Source organism: Streptomyces sp. NBC_01261 (genome assembly GCF_036226385.1).
Classification (GTDB): domain Bacteria; phylum Actinomycetota; class Actinomycetes; order Streptomycetales; family Streptomycetaceae; genus Streptomyces.
The window spans coordinates 5,509,849-5,526,634 of sequence record NZ_CP108463.1 but is presented as its reverse complement, the minus strand read 5'-3'; the positions used below and the strand labels follow the sequence as shown (position 1 = coordinate 5,526,634).

The 16,786-nt window shown below is 69.2% G+C and carries 16 protein-coding genes and 2 pseudogenes; 8 read left to right on the top strand and 10 right to left on the bottom strand.

Annotated features, from left to right (window positions below):
* Positions 1-24 precede the first annotated feature (24 nt).
* The 3 genes from dnaJ to OG226_RS24285 all read left to right on the top strand — a co-directional run bounded on the left by dnaJ (position 25) and on the right by OG226_RS24285 (position 3,081).
* The gene (gene dnaJ / locus OG226_RS24295) at positions 25-1,215 is read left to right on the top strand and encodes a molecular chaperone DnaJ (protein ID WP_328680985.1); all 1,191 of its coding nucleotides are present in this window, start codon (positions 25-27) and stop codon (positions 1,213-1,215) included.
* Positions 1,216-1,220: 5 nt separating this feature from the next.
* The gene (locus tag OG226_RS24290; RefSeq protein ID WP_328680982.1) at positions 1,221-1,670 is read left to right on the top strand and encodes a heat shock protein transcriptional repressor HspR; all 450 of its coding nucleotides are present in this window, start codon (positions 1,221-1,223) and stop codon (positions 1,668-1,670) included.
* Between the two features lie 304 nt (positions 1,671-1,974).
* Positions 1,975-3,081 carry a sugar ABC transporter substrate-binding protein gene (locus tag OG226_RS24285; RefSeq protein ID WP_328680980.1) on the top strand — a complete coding sequence of 369 codons (1,107 nt, stop codon included), beginning with the start codon at positions 1,975-1,977 and terminating at the stop codon, positions 3,079-3,081.
* A gap of 21 nt (positions 3,082-3,102) precedes the next feature.
* On the opposite strand, the gene OG226_RS24280 is transcribed toward OG226_RS24285, so the two are convergent.
* The 3 genes from OG226_RS24280 to OG226_RS24270 are packed head-to-tail and all read right to left on the bottom strand — an operon-like array spanning position 3,103 to position 6,423.
* Positions 3,103-3,945 (bottom strand): transglutaminase family protein, encoded by an 843-nt coding sequence (locus tag OG226_RS24280; protein ID WP_329350007.1) that lies wholly within the window; start codon positions 3,943-3,945, stop codon positions 3,103-3,105.
* A gap of 1 nt (position 3,946) precedes the next feature.
* A complete protein-coding gene (locus OG226_RS24275) occupies positions 3,947-4,879 on the bottom strand; it encodes an alpha-E domain-containing protein (protein ID WP_329350006.1) in 933 nt (310 codons plus the stop codon).
* Entirely contained in the window at positions 4,876-6,423 is a 1,548-nt protein-coding gene (locus tag OG226_RS24270) for a circularly permuted type 2 ATP-grasp protein (protein WP_328680975.1), read from the bottom strand. The genes OG226_RS24275 and OG226_RS24270 overlap by 4 nt, the downstream gene beginning before the upstream one ends.
* Before the next feature lie 263 nt (positions 6,424-6,686).
* Between OG226_RS24270 and OG226_RS24265 the strand changes: the two genes are divergently transcribed.
* Positions 6,687-7,748 carry a helix-turn-helix transcriptional regulator gene (locus OG226_RS24265; protein ID WP_328680973.1) on the top strand — a complete coding sequence of 354 codons (1,062 nt, stop codon included), beginning with the start codon at positions 6,687-6,689 and terminating at the stop codon, positions 7,746-7,748.
* Here the strand turns inward: OG226_RS24265 and OG226_RS24260 are convergent.
* Positions 7,711-8,684: pseudogene (locus OG226_RS24260) on the bottom strand (helix-turn-helix transcriptional regulator). The gene OG226_RS24265 and the pseudogene OG226_RS24260 sit on opposite strands and share 38 nt — an antisense overlap.
* Positions 8,681-9,718, bottom strand: a complete 1,038-nt coding sequence (locus OG226_RS24255; protein WP_443044784.1) for a helix-turn-helix transcriptional regulator — start codon at positions 9,716-9,718, stop codon at positions 8,681-8,683. The pseudogene OG226_RS24260 and the gene OG226_RS24255 overlap by 4 nt, the downstream one beginning before the upstream one ends.
* 128 nt (positions 9,719-9,846) lie before the next feature.
* Between OG226_RS24255 and OG226_RS24250 the strand changes: the two genes are divergently transcribed.
* Together OG226_RS24250 and OG226_RS24245 are read left to right on the top strand one after the other, a co-directional pair.
* Positions 9,847-10,011, top strand: a complete 165-nt coding sequence (locus OG226_RS24250; RefSeq protein ID WP_329353755.1) for a hypothetical protein — start codon at positions 9,847-9,849, stop codon at positions 10,009-10,011.
* Position 10,012: 1 nt separating this feature from the next.
* Positions 10,013-10,348, top strand: a complete 336-nt coding sequence (locus tag OG226_RS24245; RefSeq protein ID WP_328680969.1) for a hypothetical protein — start codon at positions 10,013-10,015, stop codon at positions 10,346-10,348.
* 141 nt (positions 10,349-10,489) lie between these two features.
* On the opposite strand, the gene OG226_RS24240 is transcribed toward OG226_RS24245, so the two are convergent.
* On the bottom strand, positions 10,490-10,939 hold the full coding sequence (locus OG226_RS24240; RefSeq protein ID WP_328680966.1) for a pyridoxamine 5'-phosphate oxidase family protein: 450 nt from the start codon (positions 10,937-10,939) through the stop codon (positions 10,490-10,492).
* A gap of 121 nt (positions 10,940-11,060) precedes the next feature.
* Here OG226_RS24240 and clpB point away from each other — a divergent pair, with 121 nt between their 5' ends.
* Positions 11,061-13,667, top strand: a complete 2,607-nt coding sequence (gene clpB / locus OG226_RS24235) for an ATP-dependent chaperone ClpB (protein ID WP_328680964.1) — start codon at positions 11,061-11,063, stop codon at positions 13,665-13,667.
* A 146-nt stretch (positions 13,668-13,813) separates the two neighbouring features.
* Positions 13,814-14,347, top strand: a complete 534-nt coding sequence (locus OG226_RS24230) for a YbjN domain-containing protein (protein ID WP_328680962.1) — start codon at positions 13,814-13,816, stop codon at positions 14,345-14,347.
* A gap of 86 nt (positions 14,348-14,433) precedes the next feature.
* Here OG226_RS24230 and OG226_RS24225 read toward each other — a convergent pair.
* The 4 genes and pseudogenes from OG226_RS24225 to OG226_RS24210 all read right to left on the bottom strand — a co-directional run.
* Positions 14,434-14,784 (bottom strand): annotated as a pseudogene (locus OG226_RS24225) (aminotransferase); the annotation flags it as partial.
* 77 nt (positions 14,785-14,861) lie between these two features.
* Positions 14,862-15,122: a Txe/YoeB family addiction module toxin gene (locus OG226_RS24220; RefSeq protein WP_328680960.1), complete on the bottom strand. Its 261-nt coding sequence runs from the start codon at positions 15,120-15,122 to the stop codon at positions 14,862-14,864.
* A gap of 10 nt (positions 15,123-15,132) precedes the next feature.
* The gene (locus tag OG226_RS24215; protein ID WP_189263334.1) at positions 15,133-15,390 is read right to left on the bottom strand and encodes a type II toxin-antitoxin system Phd/YefM family antitoxin; all 258 of its coding nucleotides are present in this window, start codon (positions 15,388-15,390) and stop codon (positions 15,133-15,135) included.
* Between the two features lie 79 nt (positions 15,391-15,469).
* The gene (locus tag OG226_RS24210) at positions 15,470-16,702 is read right to left on the bottom strand and encodes a pyridoxal phosphate-dependent aminotransferase (protein ID WP_329350005.1); all 1,233 of its coding nucleotides are present in this window, start codon (positions 16,700-16,702) and stop codon (positions 15,470-15,472) included.
* Between the last annotated feature and the right edge of the window lie 84 nt (positions 16,703-16,786).

The following is a 16,786-nucleotide window of genomic DNA, read 5'->3' as shown; positions in this document are numbered from 1 at the left end:
CGGACCGAAGGAGGGACGTCGAGGATGAGCACCAAGGACTTCATCGAGAAGGACTACTACAAGGTCCTCGGCGTCCCCAAGGACGCCACCGAGGCCGAGATCAAGAAGGCGTACCGGAAGCTCGCCCGCGAGTTCCACCCGGACGCCAACAAGGGCAACGCCAAGGCCGAGGAGCGCTTCAAGGAGATCTCCGAGGCCCACGACATCCTCGGTGACCCCAAGAAGCGCAAGGAGTACGACGAGGCCCGCTCCCTCTTCGGCAACGGCGGCTACCGCCCGGGGCCGGGCGGCGCGGGCGGCGGCAACTTCAACTTCGACCTGGGCGACCTCTTCGGAGGCGGCGCCCAGGGCGGTGGTGGCGCCGGGGGAGCCGGCGGCTTCGGCGGCGGGATCGGTGACGTCTTCGGCGGCCTGTTCAACCGCGGCGGCACGGGCACGACCCGTACCCAGCCCCGGCGCGGCCAGGACATCGAGTCCGAGGTCACGCTCAGCTTCACGGAGGCCATCGAAGGGGCCACGGTGCCGCTGCGGATGTCCTCGCAGCAGCCCTGCAAAGCCTGTTCGGGCACCGGCGACAAGAACGGCACACCGCGCGTGTGCCCGACCTGCGTCGGCACCGGGCAGGTTGCGCGCGGCTCCGGCGGCGGTTTCTCGCTCACGGACCCGTGCCCGGACTGCAAGGGCCGCGGCCTGATCGCCGAGCACCCCTGCATGGACTGCAAGGGCAGCGGGCGCGCCAAGTCCTCCCGGACCATGCAGGTCCGGATCCCCGCGGGGGTCACGGACGGCCAGCGCATCCGGCTGCGCGGCAAGGGCGCTCCGGGTGAACGGGGCGGTCCCGGGGGCGACTTGTACGTCATGGTGCACGTCGACGCGCACCCCGTGTTCGGCCGCAAGGAAGACAACCTCACGGTGACGGTCCCGGTGACGTTCGCCGAGGCGGCACTCGGCGGCGAGGTCAGGGTGCCCACCCTGGGCGGACCCCCGGTGACGCTGAAGCTGCCCCCGGGCACGCCCAACGGCCGGACGATGCGCGCCCGCGGCAAGGGCGCGGTCCGCAAGGACGGCACCCGGGGTGACCTCCTTGTGACCGTCGAGGTGAGTGTCCCGACGGACGTCACGGGGAATGCTCGTGACGCACTGGAGGCATATCGAGAGGCGACCGCGGGCGAGGACCCGCGGGCGGAGCTGTTCCAGGCCGCGAAGGGAGCATGAGAGTGATGGACGGCCGTCGACGCAACCCGTACCAGCTGACCGAGGAGACCCCGGTCTACGTCATCTCGGTGGCGGCCCAGCTCTCCGGCCTGCACCCGCAGACGCTGCGCCAGTACGACCGCCTCGGCCTGGTCTCCCCGGACCGCACGGCCGGGCGTGGTCGCCGTTACTCGGCCCGCGACATCGAACTGCTGCGCACCGTACAGCAGTTGTCGCAGACCGAGGGCATCAACCTGGCCGGCATCAAGCGCATCATCGAGCTGGAGAACCAGGTGGTCGCGCTCCAGCAGCGCGTCTCGGAACTCCAGTCGGCGGTCGAGGGCGCGGCGGCGACGATGCAGCAGCGCGAGGCCGCGGTGCACGCGTCGTACCGCCGCGACCTGGTCCCGTACCAGGAGGTCCAGCAGACCAGCGCGCTGGTGGTGTGGCGGCCGAAGCGGCAGTCCTCGGACTGACGTCCACTCACTCACGGAAGGGGCCCGGAGGCTGCACCTCCGGGCCCCTTCCGCGTGCTCAGGATGTTCGGAAGGAGTTGGTTGTGCTGATCTTTGCCTTCTCATGAACTCCCGTTGAGTGGAGGGTCCGTAAAGAGCGTTTGGATGGGGTTCCGCAGCGTCTCCACATACCAAACGGAACGTGGCGTTGCCATCTCGTTAAGTAGTTCCGCTTGACGCCGGTGGTCGTGGCCGCGTTGGCTTTTCAGTCACCTGGGTTGCAATGCTGCACCCACGTCCGCACGGCACCAGAAGTGAGCTCCCAATGCGTCGTATCGCCATATCCGTGGCCGCGTCCTCGCTGGCCCTCCCCCTGGCCGCCTGTGGCGTGCTCAACTCGTCGGGGAGCAGCACGGACGCGACTCCGGCGAAGGGCAACGACATCACGGTGGGTGTGCTCATGCCGGAGAAGACGAACACGCGGTACGCGGAGTTCGACTTCCCGATCATGAAGGCGAAGATCCAGGAACTCACCTCGAACAAGGGCAAGGCCGACTACGAGAACGCCGGCGGCGTCGCGGCCACGCAGGACAAGCAGATGCAGAAGATGATCGACGAGAAGGTCGACATCATCGTGCTCGACGCCGTCGACTCGCACGCGATCCGGACCATGGTGAAGAAGGCCAAGACCGCGGGCATCCCGGTCATCGCCTACGACCGGCTGGCCGAGGGCCCGATCGACGCGTACGTCTCCTTCGACGGCGAACTGGTCGGCGAGGTGCAGGGCCGCTCCCTGCTGGAGGCGCTCGGCGGCAACGTGGACACCTCCGACAAGATCGTGATGATCAACGGCTCGCCGACCGACCCCAACGCCGCGGTGTTCAAGGGCGGGGCGCTGTCCGAGCTGCAGGGCAAGGTGACGATCGCCGAGAGCTACAACACCAAGGCCTGGGACCCGGTCGTGGCCCAGCAGGAGATGACCGAGGCGATCGACAAGCTCGGCAAGAACAACATCGCCGCGGTGTACTCCGCGAACGACGCCATGGCCGGCGGCATCATCAAGGCCCTGAAGGCGTCGGGCCTGACGAAGATCCCGCCCGTCACCGGCCAGGACGCCGAACTCACCGCCGTGCAGCGGATCGTCACCGGCGAGCAGTACATGAGCGTCTACAAGCCGTACCCCGACCTCGCCGAGGCCGCCGCGAAGATCGCGGTCGCCAAGGTCCAGGGCAGGGACATCGAGTTCGACGCCCTCACCCGTGACACGGTCGACAGCCCCACGAACAAGAAGATCCCCTCGCAGCTGGTGTCCGTGGTCGCGCTGACCCGGGACAACATCAAGTCGACGGTGGTCGCGGACGGGATCTACAAGATCTCCGACATCTGCACGGCCGACTACAAGTCGGCGTGCGCGGCGCACGGGCTGAAGTAGCCCGCCGCCCCGCCACGGAGTTCACGCCACGCGCGTGAACTCCACCGTCACCTCCGGCGGCCCGCCCGCCACCCCCCGGTAGATCCCCTTGTGCGGGGTCACGTCGTCGTAGTCGCGCCCCCGCCCCACCACCACATGGGACTCGTCGGGCCGGGTCCGGTTGGTGGGGTCGTAGCCGCACCAGTCGCCCGCCCAGTACTCGATCCAGGCGTGGCTCTGCCCGGCCACCGGGCGGTGCAGCTCCGCCTCGCGCTCCGGGTGGAGGTAGCCGGAGACGTAGCGGGTGGGCAGACCGAGGCCCCGCAGCAGCGCGATGGTCACATGGGCGATGTCCTGGCAGACGCCGGCGCCCTGTTCCCAGGCCTCGGCGGCGGACGTGTTCACGCCGGTGACACCGGGGAGGTACGCGACCCGGTCGGCGACCAGCGCGGAGACCGCCACCGCCGTCCCGTGCGGATCGAGTCCTCCGGCCGCCCTGCGCGCCTTCTTCAGCAGCTTGGGCGGGACCGTCGTACGGACCGTGGGGCCGATGAACTCCAACAGGCGTGAGTTCGTGGTCCGTTCGGTCACCTCCTGCCAGCCGGGGGAGGGGCCGAGCAGTTCCGGCGGAGACGTCTCGACCAGGCTCGACGCGGTGATCGTGAGGTCCGCGTGCGGGTCCATCAGGTCGAAGCCGGTGACCTGGGTGCCCCAGTAGTCCCAGTACGACCACGTCGGCGTCGTCGGGTTGACGGTCACGCGCGCGTCCAGCGTGGTCTGGCCGGGGAGTGTCAGTGGTGTCATCCGCACCTCGTTGTGGGAGGACACGGCCGCCTGCGCGTACGACACGCGGGTGGTGTGGCGGATGCGAAGCCTCCGGGTCATCTCAGGCTCCTTCCTGGGCCCACTCGACGGGCCCCTGGTACGGGAAGAACAACTCCGCGACCGCCTCCGCCGAGGCCATGCAGGCGTGCTGCAAGTCCTTGAGGAGGGCGGGCAGTTGCTCTTCCAAGGCGTGCGAGTCCAGGTATTCGAGGCGGGTGCGCAGCCGGCCGATGGGCCGCCGGGCCGGGTCCTGCCGCTGCCGCCCGAGCGCGGTGAGGCACTCCTCTGCGGTCGTCAGCGCGTGCAGCGCCGAACGCGGGAAGTCCCGGTCCAGCAGCAGGAATTCGGCCACGCGCGGGGTGTCGCCGAAACCGCCGTACACCCGCGCGTACGCCTCGTCGGCGCCCGAAGCGCTCAGCAGCGTCGGCCAGTCGGGCGCGTGCGCCGCGTCCAACACCCGTACCGACAGCAGCCGTACGGTCATGTCCACCCGCTCCAGGCTGCGGCCGAGGACGACGAAACGCCAGCTGTCGTCGCGGCTCATCGTGGAGTCGGCGAGGCCGAAGAACAACGCGGCGCGTCTGCGCACGAGTTCGAGATAGGCGTAGGGGCCCGTACGGCGGGCCGCGAGGCGTTGGTCGGCCAGGGCGTGCCAGGTGGAGTTGAGGCACTCCCACATCTCCGAGGAGACGGCTTCCCGGGCGCTGCGGGCGTTGAGCCGGGCGGCGCCGAGCGCGCCCTCGATGGAACAGGTGGACCGGGCGTCGAAGGCGAGCTGGTCCAACACCTGCTGCATGTGCACGCGTTGACCGCCCGCGTCGACCCCGAGGATCGCGTACAGCGACCGGCACGCCACGTCCTCGTCGCGCCAGGGGTCCTCCAGCAGGCGGTGCAGATAGGCGTCGAGGATGCGCCCGGTGTTGTCCGCGCGCTCGACATAACGGCCCGTCCACGTCAGGGCCTCGGCTATCCGGGAGAGGATCACGTCGTTCACTGCTGCTGCGCCCCTTCCTGGACGACCATGGGGTTGCCGTCGGGGCCGAGTTGACGGGGTGCCACCTCGGGCAGTGCGCCTTCCGGGATGCTCGGGCCGGGCTGTTCGGCGGGGCCCTCCGCGAGCACCCAGGTGTCCTTGGAGCCGCCGCCCTGGCTGGAGTTGACGATCAGGTTGCCCTCCTGGAGGGCGACGCGGGTGAGGCCGCCGGGCAGCACCCAGACATCGGTGCCGTCGTTCACGGCGAACGGGCGCAGGTCGATGTGGCGCGGTGCCATGCGTTCGCCCGCGAGGGTGGGGGAGGTGGACAGGGCGACGGGGCGCTGGGCGATCCAGCCGCGCGGGTCGGCGGCGACGGCTTTGCGAGTGCGTTCGATGGTCTTCGCGTCCGCCTTGGGCCCGATGACGATGCCCATGCCGCCCGCGCCGTCCACCGGCTTCACGACCAGCTGGTCGATCTGGTCGAGGACTGCCTCCAACTGCCCTGGCTCGTCGGGACGGTAGGACTCCACGTTGGGGAGAATCGGTTCCTCGGAGAGGTAGTAGCGGATGAGGTCGGGGACGTAGGTGTAGAGGAGCTTGTCGTCGGCGATCCCGTTGCCGACCGCGTTCGCGAGTGTGACGTTCCCGGCCTGGGCGGCGTTCATGATGCCCGGGCAGCCGATCACCGAGTCGGGGCGGAAGTGCAGCGGGTCGAGGAAGTCGTCGTCGAGCCGTCGGTATACGACATGGACGGGCACCTCGCCGCGCGTGGTCCGCATCCACACCCGGTTGTTGCGGCAGGTGAGGTCGTGCCCCACCACCAACTGCACGCCCATCAGCCGGGCGAGCAGGGCGTGTTCGAAGTAGGCGGCGTTTCCCGGCCCCGGGGTGAGGACCACGACCCGGGGATCCTGGGTGCCCGTGGGCGCGGCGGCCCGCAGAGCGGCCAGCAGTCGCCCCGCGTACCCGTCGACGGGGACCACGTGCTGCTCGGCGAAGAGCGAGGGGAAGATCCGCGTCATGGCTCTGCGGTTCTCGATGACGTACGACACCCCGCTCGGGACCCGCACGTTGTCCTCAAGGACCCGGAAGTCGCCCGCCTCGTCGCGCACGAGGTCGATGCCGGCGACGTGGATGCGGACCCCGCCCGGTGGCTCGACCCCCTGCGCGGCCCGATGGAAGTGAGCCGAGTTGAGGAGCAGCCGCCAGGGCACGACACCGTCCTCGAAGGCACGGCAGTGTGCGTACGCGTCGGAGAGATAGGCCTCCAGCGCCCGCACCCGCTGCGCCACCCCGCGCTGGATGAGGTCCCACTCCAGCGCGTCGATGATCCTCGGCACCAGGTCCAGTGGCCAGGGCCGTTCCTCGCCCGCGAAGGCGTAGGTCACGCCGCGGTCGGTGAACGCGCGGGCCATCTGGTCCGCGCGGAAGCGCAGTTCACTCGGCTCGATGGGCTGGAGTGCCGCCAGTACCGGCTCGTAGGCGGTTCTGACCTCACCCGGCCGCACAAACATCTCGTCCCACGCATCGGCCAACGCGTATGCGTCAAATATGTCCGCCATGAGGGGACGTTAAGTGCGATACGTAACACGACGATCTCTGAGTGATTTCCGGCAGCTCACGCGGAAAGGGATACGACGAGAGACGCGATGCTACTGGCCGGACACCCCCCAGCTTGTTGCAAGGTGAGGCACTGGAGGCCGGGAGATAGTGGTTGATATCGGAGGTTTTCGGGGCCTGTTCGAGGGGGAGCCGTGTTGCGGAGCAGGATCTGTCCGCGCATAGTTGCGCTGCAAAGAGCCGGGAACCGGGGGTGGGATGGGCGATGGCCGGGCACGGGACGGACGAGCATCCACACGGTGCTGACCGACTCTGCGACGCCGGGGACCGCGTGTACTCCCGGGCCGTACGGAGGGGCCGCGTACCGCGCACGGACGCCGAACCGGTGCCGTGCCTGCTGGAGCTGGCCCTCCTCCACCCGGACCCCGACGACATGGACTGGCTGGTCCCGACCGCCCCGCAGGAGGTCATGACCCGGCTGCTGCGCGGGGTCTACGACGAGGTCAGCGAGAGCCACCGGCGGGTGGGTTCGGCGGTCGCCGCCTTCGAGTGGTACGCCGGTCTCGGCCGCCGTATCCAGGCGTCCGCGATGGCGTCGGTGTCGCTGGAGGGCGGTGCCGCGATCCGCGTCCTGGACGGGCTCTCCCGGATCCAGGCGGCGATGGACGACGCGACCGAGGCCTGCACCGGCGAGGTCCTCACCGTCCAGCCCGGCGGCATCCGCCGCGAACCGGAACTCACCGAGGGCCTGCACCGGGCGGTCGCCCTGCGCTCACGCGGGGTACGGATGCGCGACCTGTACACCCACGTGGCCCGCCACGGCCAAGGACTCCTGAACTACCTGGAGTTGATGGGCGACGCGGTGGAGGCGAGGACGCTCGACGAGGTCGTCGACCGCCTGATCCTCTTCGACCGCACGGTCGCCTTCATCCCCGCCAACGCCGACCACACGATGGCCCTGGAGCTGCGCCACCCGGCGTTGATCGAGTACTTCGTCACGGTCTTCGACCGCCTGTGGCGCCTCGCCATCCCGGTGGCGGCGCCCCTGCCCGACACCGGCATCGAGGGCATCTCGCACCGCGAACAGTCCATCGCCGCCCTGCTCGCGGACGGCCACCAGGACGCGGTGATCGCGGAACGGCTCGGCATAAGCGTGCGGACCTGCCGCGCGCACATCGCCCGGCTGTCGGAGACCCTGGGCGCGGCGAGCCGTACCCAACTGGGCGTACGGATAGCCCAAGTCGGCCTGGACGGCGCCTCGTCCCGCCTCCCGGACGTCCCCGTCCAGCTCACCCCGGCGGATCGAGAATCCCCGACCGCCCGATGAGGTAGCCGAGTTGGGCCCGGCTCTCGCTGCCGAGGGTGGCGGCGAGTCCGGCTATGTGGACGCGGGCGGTGCGGATGTTCATGCCGAGGCGGTCGGCGATCACGGCATCGGTGTGGCCCTCGACGAGGAGGCCGGCTATGGCGCGCCGGCGCCGGCTGACGACGTCGGGGGAGAGGCGTCGGACGGATGTGGGGTGCATCGGGGTGGCGAGGTGCCGGAGGCGGTCGAAGACGTTGGCGAAGCAGTCGATCAGCGCGGGGTGGCGGATTTCCAGGGCGGGGCTGCGGTCCCTGCTGGCGGGGATGAAGGCGACCGCGTGGTCGATGACGATGAGACGGTCGGTGACCTCGTCCGGGGTGCGGGCCTCCGCGTCGCCCCGCGGCTGCTCGTAGCGGGCCAGGACGAGCGGCCGGTGGCGCTGGGTGTGCTGGTAGAGGGCGCGGATGTGGCCGCCGCGGTCGAGCAGGGCCTGGTCGCGGTCGAGCGCGACGGCCTGGGCCTCCGGACTGCGGGGGGTGAGGTCGGGCTGGATGGTGAGGAGCTCGCCCGTGGCGTCCGCCATGGCCTCGGTGATGGCCTGGTTGATGCGTTCCATGTCACCGAGGACCGTGATCATGGGGGTGCCCATGGCCGCCGTCCGGGAACCGTCGAGCCGCGTCAACGGTTCGAAGACGGACTCCAGGCGTTCCTCACGCCGTCGCTCGTCCGCGATGCGCTCCGCCGTCGCCGCAGCAGCCGATGGAGCACGGAGGCGGGCGGGACCGGTCGCAGGAACCCGGGATCCTCCACGTCGGAGTGCAGCAGCCCGAGATCGACCAGGCAGGGTGACTTCTCCGCGTCCTCGACAGCCACTCGCCCGTCGCGCAGCGCGCGGACGTACAGGCCCAGGCCCTCCGCGCACAGTTCCTCCGCCCCGTGCGTGTGCGCCTCGGTCACGGCTGCCCTTCTCCCTCCTGCGTCGGCTCGTCCTTCTGCAGGATTCCGGACTGGGCTATGAGGAAGCCGAGCTGGGCGCGGCTGCCGCTGCCCAGGGCCGTGGCGAGCTTGGCGATGTGGGCCCGGCACGTCCGCACGTTCATGCCCAGGCGGCGGGCGATGGCCTCGTCGACATGGCCCTCGACGAGGAGCTTGGCGATGGAGTGCTGGATGTCGGTGATGCCGTCGGCGGCGGTTTCGTAGGGGCTGCCGGCGCTCAGCGGTACCGCGCGGCTCCACATGAACTCGAAGACCTTGATCAGGTAGCTCACGAGACCGGGGTGCCGCAGTTCCAGGGCGACCTGACGGTCGTCCCGGATGGGGATGAAGGCGACGGTCTCGTCGCAGATGACGAGGCGCTCGACCAGCTCGTCGATGGTGCGGTACTCCACCTTGCCGTTGGCGAACTGGTCCACGTAGGCCAGCCGCTCCGGGATGTACCGGGCGGTGTGCTGGTACAGCGTCCGGATCCGTACGCCACGATCGGTCAGGGTCTTGTCGCGTTCCAGGCCCTCCATGATCCGGCGTTCGGGATGGCGGACGCTCGGCTGGACCGTCAGTACTTCGTTGCGGCACTGGTCCGTCGCCAGGTCGAGGGCACCGTTGATGCGGTCGAGACCCTCCAGCACCGTGATCGAGTGCTCCGGGGCCGATCCCTGGACGGTGAGCGTCATGAACGGCTCGAAGACCTCGGCCAGCTCCATGGACGTGCGCCTGCGTTCGGAGATCTCGCGTTCGAGCGGGTTCAGCCGCAGGGACAGCGCCACCGAGGGGGGTACCGGCCGGAGCCAGTTCTCGTCGTCCGGATCGGCATGGAGGAGGGCGAACTCCATCAGGCAGGGAGCGTCCTCCACGTCCACGCGTGCCACGCGTCCCGTGCGCAGTGCGTTGGCGTATACGCGCCTTCCTTCCTCACACAGTTCAGCGATCGTGTGGGGATGTGTCGCTTCTGTCGGATTTGTCGTCAAATCTCCACCCCCCAGGGTCCTGAACATGCAGGAACATGATGCACTCATTGTGTGGTCACGACGTGCCTGAATGAGCCATCGTCTTATCAGACGGGGGAAGAGGGGACCTTCAAGTGAGGACGAAGCCGACTATGCGTAAGAGAATGCTTCGCTCGGTGCTTGTCGCCGCCTTCTCCGCCGTTGTGGCCTTCGGAACGCTGAGTGGCCTTTCTGGTGCGAAGAGCGACATGCGGGCGGGGGACACTCAATGGTCATCGGTGAGGGCCGACGCCGCCATCGACGACGTCGTGGCCACGCCCGGCGACACCCAATGGTCGTGACATGACGACACCTCCCGACGACCGCAGCTTCCGCCGAGAAATGGCCACGGCCTACCGGTCCGGCTGGCACTTCATCGATCTGGCCACCGCCATCCCCCACAGCGGTGACTCGCTCATGGTGACCGTGTTCGGTGAGCCGGTCGTCGTGACGCGGGACGAGGACGAGGACGTACGGGCGTACCGGTGTCTGCGACGGCCCCGGGGGGCGCCGCAGCCAGTGCGATGTGCCATCCGGTACGGAATGATCTTTGTGAATCTTGACCAACGAGACCACCGGCTGGTGGAACCGGATGCCCCCGACATCCAGACCATCTCAGCCACCCCCCGCAGTGCCTGACGCGATTCCCCCGTCGTAACAAGATCGCTCAGGTGCTTCCCCCCGCAGCGGCGTCACCGTGACCTGAACACGGTGACGCCGCTGCAGTTTGTGCGAAATCTCCAGGTATCGGACGATCCCGGGTGGCTGAAAATCGGCGCTTCAGCCCTGCCCCGGCATTGCCCCCGGCGGCTTCCCCACCGCCTTCCCCATCGCCCGCGTCAGCTCGATCTCGATCACCACCCGGGACGGGTTCGGCGACGGCGCCCGCTCGTAACGCTCCGCGTACCGGCGCTCCGCCTCGGCGACCCGCTCACGTTCGGCGCGTACGAAGGCCCGGCCCTCCAGCGTCGCCCAGCGCCGCCCGTCCACCTGGCACACGGCGACCCGTGCCCCCTCGGGGCCGGCGGCCAGCACGTTCGCCACCTTCCTGCTCGACTTGTTCGCGATGACCCGAGCAAGGCGTGCCTCCGGGTCGTATGTCACTCCGACAGGGACGACGTGCGGGCTGCCGTCCGCGCGCGGGGTGGTGAGCGTGCACAGGTGCCGTTCCCGCCAGAAGCTGAGGTACGACGGGTCGGGATCGCCCGGGTCCACCGGATATGCGGCCATGGTCCCGGAACTTAGTCCCTCGATCCTCCCCGCCATTGCCTTGAGTGGAATAGACTCAACTTTGTGCACGTTGACCGTGTCATTCCGTGCACGAAGGTCGTAGGAGGAGGAGTACCGGAACGTGGACGCCGAGCTGACCAACAGGAGCCGGGACGCGATCAACGCGGCCAGCAACCGTGCCGTGACCGGGGGGCACGCCGATCTGACCCCGGCGCATCTGCTGCTCTCGCTGCTTGAGGGGCGAGGCCGACAAGCGAACGAGAACATCACCGACCTGCTGGCCGCCGTCGACGCCGACCAGGCCGCCGTACGGGCCGGGGCCGAGCGGGTGCTCGGTTCGCTGCCCAGCGTGACCGGGTCGACCGTCGCGCCCCCGCAGCCCAGCCGCGAGCTGCTCGCGGTGATCGCGGACGCCGGTGAGCGCGCGAAGGAGCTCGGCGACGACTACCTCTCGACCGAGCATCTGCTGATCGGGATCGCCGCGAAGGGCGGCGCGGCCGGGGACGTACTCTCCCAGCAGGGGGCCGGCGCGAAGAAGCTGCTGGACGCGTTCCAGAAGAGCAGGGGAGGGCGCCGGGTGACCACACCCGACCCCGAGGGGCAGTACAAGGCGCTGGAGAAGTTCGGTACGGACTTCACGGCCGCCGCGCGCGAGGGCAAGCTCGATCCCGTCATCGGGCGGGACCAGGAGATCCGGCGGGTCGTCCAGGTGCTGTCCCGCCGCACGAAGAACAACCCGGTTCTCATCGGCGAGCCCGGCGTCGGCAAGACCGCCGTCGTCGAGGGGCTGGCGCAGCGGATCATCAAGGGGGACGTGCCGGAGTCCCTGAAGAACAAGCGGCTGGTCGCGCTGGACCTGGGCGCGATGGTCGCGGGCGCGAAGTACCGGGGCGAGTTCGAGGAGCGGCTGAAGACCGTCCTCGCCGAGATCAAGGACTCCGACGGCCAGATCATCACCTTCATCGACGAGCTGCACACCGTCGTGGGCGCGGGCGCCGGGGGCGACTCCGCGATGGACGCCGGCAACATGCTGAAGCCGATGCTGGCCCGCGGCGAACTCCGCATGGTCGGCGCGACGACCCTCGACGAGTACCGCGAACGCATCGAGAAGGACCCGGCGTTGGAGCGCCGCTTCCAGCAGGTGCTGGTCGCGGAGCCGAGCGTCGAGGACACGATCGCGATCCTGCGCGGCCTGAAGGGACGCTACGAGGCGCACCACAAGGTCGTCATCGCGGACAGCGCGCTGGTGGCCGCCGCCACCCTCTCCGACCGCTACATCACCTCCCGTTTCCTCCCCGACAAGGCGATCGACCTCGTCGACGAGGCGGCGTCCCGCCTCCGTATGGAGATCGACTCGTCCCCCGTCGAGATCGACGAACTCCAGCGCTCCGTGGACCGGTTGAAGATGGAGGAGCTGGCGCTCGACAAGGAGACCGACGCGGCTTCCATCGAACGCCTGGAGAAGCTGCGCCGTGACCTCGCCGACCGCGAGGAGGAGCTGCGCGGCCTCAACGCCCGCTGGGAGAAGGAGAAGCAGTCCCTCAACCGGGTCGGCGAGCTGAAGGAGAAGCTCGACGAACTGCGCGGCCAGGCCGAACGCGCCCAGCGCGACGGCGACTTCGACACCGCGTCCAAGCTGCTCTACGGCGAGATCCCTTCCCTGGAGCGGGACTTGGAGGAAGCCTCCGAGGCCGAGGAGGAGGCATCCAAGGACACGATGGTGAAGGAGGAGGTCGGCCCCGACGACATCGCGGACGTCGTCGGCTCCTGGACCGGCATCCCCGCAGGCCGCCTCCTGGAGGGCGAGACCCAGAAACTCCTGCGCATGGAGGAGGAGTTGGGCCGCCGCCTCATCGGCCAGCGAGAGGCCGTAGGGGCGGTCTCCGACGCCGTACGACGCACCCGCGCGGGCATCGCGGACCCGGACCGCCCCACCGGCTCGTTCCTCTTCCTGGGCCCGACGGGCGTGGGGAAGACCGAACTGGCCAAGGCGCTCGCGGACTTCCTCTTCGACGACGAACGGGCCATGGTCCGCATCGACATGTCGGAGTACGGCGAGAAGCACAGCGTGGCCCGCCTGGTCGGCGCCCCGCCCGGATACGTCGGCTACGAGGAGGGCGGCCAGCTCACGGAGGCGGTGCGCAGGCGCCCGTACTCGGTGATCCTGCTCGACGAGGTCGAGAAGGCGCACCCCGAGGTCTTCGACGTCCTGCTCCAGGTACTGGACGACGGCCGCCTGACCGACGGCCAGGGCCGCACGGTCGACTTCCGCAACACGATCCTGATCCTCACGTCCAACCTGGGCAGCAACTTCCTGATCGACCCGGTCACCGGCGAGGACGAGAAGAAGGACCAGGTCCTCCAGGTGGTGAAGGCGTCCTTCAAGCCGGAGTTCCTGAACCGGCTGGACGACCTGGTGGTCTTCTCCGCCCTGAACCGGGAGGAGCTCGGCCGCATCGCCGCGCTCCAGATCGGCCGCCTGGCCAAGCGCCTCGCGGAACGCCGCCTCACCCTGGAGATCAGCGACGAGGCCCTGGCCTGGCTCGCGGACAACGGCAACGACCCGGCCTACGGCGCGCGCCCGCTGCGCCGCCTCGTCCAGACGGCGATCGGCGACCGGCTCGCCAAGGAGATCCTGGCGGGCGAGGTCAAGGACGGGGACACCGTGCGGGTGGACGCGTTCGGCGAGGGTCTGATCGTGGGGCCGGCGACCGGCAAGACGCTGTAGGTGACACCGTGGGGCCCTGGGCCGACCGGTTCGACCGGATCGCCGACCGGATCAGGTCAGCCCAGGGCGGACAGTCCCGGCAGGGGTTGCCACCCCCCTCCCCGGATGGGGGAGGATGGCGGAATCCGTACGAAGGGAAATACACGGTGAGCATCGACCCGTCCTCGATTCCGAACTTCGGGGGCCAGCCCGAGCCGAACCCCCAAGGACCGGCGGGCCCCGTCGTCCCGGATCAGGACCTCGTGAAGCAGCTCCTCGAACAGATGGAGCTGAAGTATGTCGTCGACGACGAGGGTGACCTCGCGGCGCCGTGGGAGCAGTTCCGTACGTACTTCATGTTCCGCGGTGAGGACGACCAGCTGGTCTTCTCGGTGCGGACGTTCTACGACCGCCCGCACGACATCGACGTCAAGCCGCAGCTGCTGGAGTCGATCGACGACTGGAACCGCCGCACCCTGTGGCCCAAGGTCTACACCCACACCCATGACGACGGCACCGTCCGTCTGATCGGTGAGGCGCAGATGCTGATCGGCACCGGCGTCGACCTGAACCACTTCGTGTCCTCGACGGTCAGCTGGGTGCGCGCGGCGATCGAGTTCGACCGCTGGCTCGTAGAGCAGCTCGGCCTCACCGAGGAGGTCGACGAGGCCGTCGAGAAGCCCGAGGACGACGAGGAGTAGTTCTCCTCGGTCCCGCATGACGTGCGTGAACGCACCGCTGCCCGTCCACAGCCTGTGGACGGGCAGCGGTCTTTTCCGTCCGTCTCTCAGCCCGCCAGCTTCTTCAGCCGCCCCGCCGCTTCCTCCAGCACACTCACCCGCTTGCAGAACGCGAACCGTACGAAGGGCGCGCCCTCCTCGTGGTGGTCGTAGAAGACCGCGTTCGGGATGGCGACGACACCGGCTAGTTCCGGCAACGCTCGGCAGAAGGCGAAGCCGTCACCGTTCCTGGAGAGCTCGGGGCCGAGGGGGCGGATGTCGGTCGTGACGAAGTACGTGCCCGCCGGGCGGAAGACCTCGAAGCCCGCCTCCGTCAGGCCCGTCGCCACGTACGTCAGGAACTGCTTCGCCGAGCGGACCGCCGACACCAGTCCGGGGGTGCCGGTGACCCACCCCACGCCGTGTTCGCGCGCCTATGTGTGTGCGGTGCGGGTCAGGTGTGACAAGGGTGCTGTGCCCGACCCCCCGAGTCCCGTCAGCTTTCGTAGTGGTAGCGGCACTGTGCGATCAGGACGCCGTCCTCGGTGGCCTTGTAGATCAGCCGGTGCTCGTCGTTGATGCGGCGCGACCAGTAGCCCTGGAATCCGTGCTTGAGCGGTTCCGGTTTGCCGATGCCCTCGTTGCCGTTCCGGGTGATGTCGGCGATGAGCGCGTTGATGCGCTTAAGGATCTTCCGGTCCTGAAGCTGCCACCATAGGTAGTCCTCCCAGGCGCGGGAGGAGAAGGTGATCTTCAACTCGCGGCCCTTAACCGTCGGTTGCCAGCTCGCGCACGGTGCCGCCGCCGTTTTCCAGCTCGTCGATGGACGCGAGCAGGCGCCGGGCGTTGGCCGGACTGCGCAGCAGGTACGCCGTCTCCTTCAGGGACTCGTAGTCCTCAAGGGAGACGATGACGACCGGCTCATGGCCGGCCCGGGTGATGACGACCTCTTCGCGGTCGTCGGTGACGGAGTTGAGCACCTCGGCGTACCGCGCGCGCGACTCGGAATACGTCATGGTCTTCACGGTCGAACCTCCTTCGGCGTACAGAAAATTGTACGTCGGTCCCTGCGGTGCAGGCAAGCGCCGGAACGGCGGACGACGGTCAGCCCGCGAATGCCTTGCGGAGCCGCCCCACCGCTTCCTCCAGCACACCCACCCGCTTGCAGAACGCGAACCGTACGAAGGGCGCGCCCTCCTCGCGGTGGTCGTAGAAGACCGCGTTCGGGATGGCGACGACACCGGCTAGTTCCGGCAACGCTCGGCAGAAGGCGAAGCCGTCACCGTTCCTGGAGAGCTCGGGGCCGAGGGGGCGGATGTCGGTCGTGACGAAGTACGTGCCCGCCGGGCGGAAGACCTCGAAGCCCGCCTCCGTCAGGCCCGTCGCCAGGACGTCCCGCTTGGCCAGCATGTCCGCGCGGAAGGCGTCGAAGTACGAGTCGGGGAGCGCGAGGGCCTCCGCCACCGCGTACTGGAACGGGCCCGACGCCACGTACGTCAGGAACTGCTTCGCCGAGCGCACGGCGGTGACCAGCGGGGCCGCGGCGGTGACCCAGCCGACCTTCCACCCCGTGAACGAGAACGTCTTGCCCGCCGACCCGATCGACACCGTCCGCTCCCGCATCCCCGGGAACGTCACCAGCGGAACGTGCTCGGCCTCGTCGAACACCAGGTGCTCGTACACCTCGTCCGTGATCACCAACAGATCGCGTTCCACGGCGAGTTCGGCGATGGCGGCGAGTTCCTCGCGGGTCAGGACGGTGCCGGTCGGGTTGTGCGGGGTGTTGATCAGGAGGAGGCGGGTGCGGTCGGTGACGGCGGCGCGCAGCTCGTCCAGGTCCAGGTGGAAGTGTCGATGTGCGACTCCGTCGCGGGGACCCCCGGAGGGGCGCAGGGTGACCGGTACGCGGGTGCCGCCCGCCATCGCGATGCAGGCCGCGTAGGAGTCGTAGTACGGCTCGAAGGCGATGACCTCGTCGCCCGGTTCCACCAGGGCCAGCAGCGCCGCGGCGATCGCCTCCGTAGCGCCCGCCGTGACCAGGACCTCGGTGCCGGGGTCGTAGGAGAGGCCGTAGCGGCGCTGCTGGTGGGCGGCGATCGCGGTGCGGAGTTCGGGGACGCCGGGGCCCGGCGGGTACTGGTTGCCGCGTCCGTCGCGCAGCGCGCGGACCGCCGCCTCGCGGATCTCCTCGGGGCCGTCCGTGTCGGGGAAACCCTGGCCGAGGTTGATCGACCCGGTCTTCAGGGCCAGGGCGGACATCTCGGCGAAGATCGTCGTCCCGAACTCGGCGAGCCGGCGGTTGAGGAGGGGGCGTGCGGTGGAGGTCATGCCCGTCATCCTGCGCCCAAGCTCTGGAGTTCCTCAACTCTGCTTTGGCAGGTGAGACGGCCGGGCATCCCTGTGTCACGCACCACACGAGGC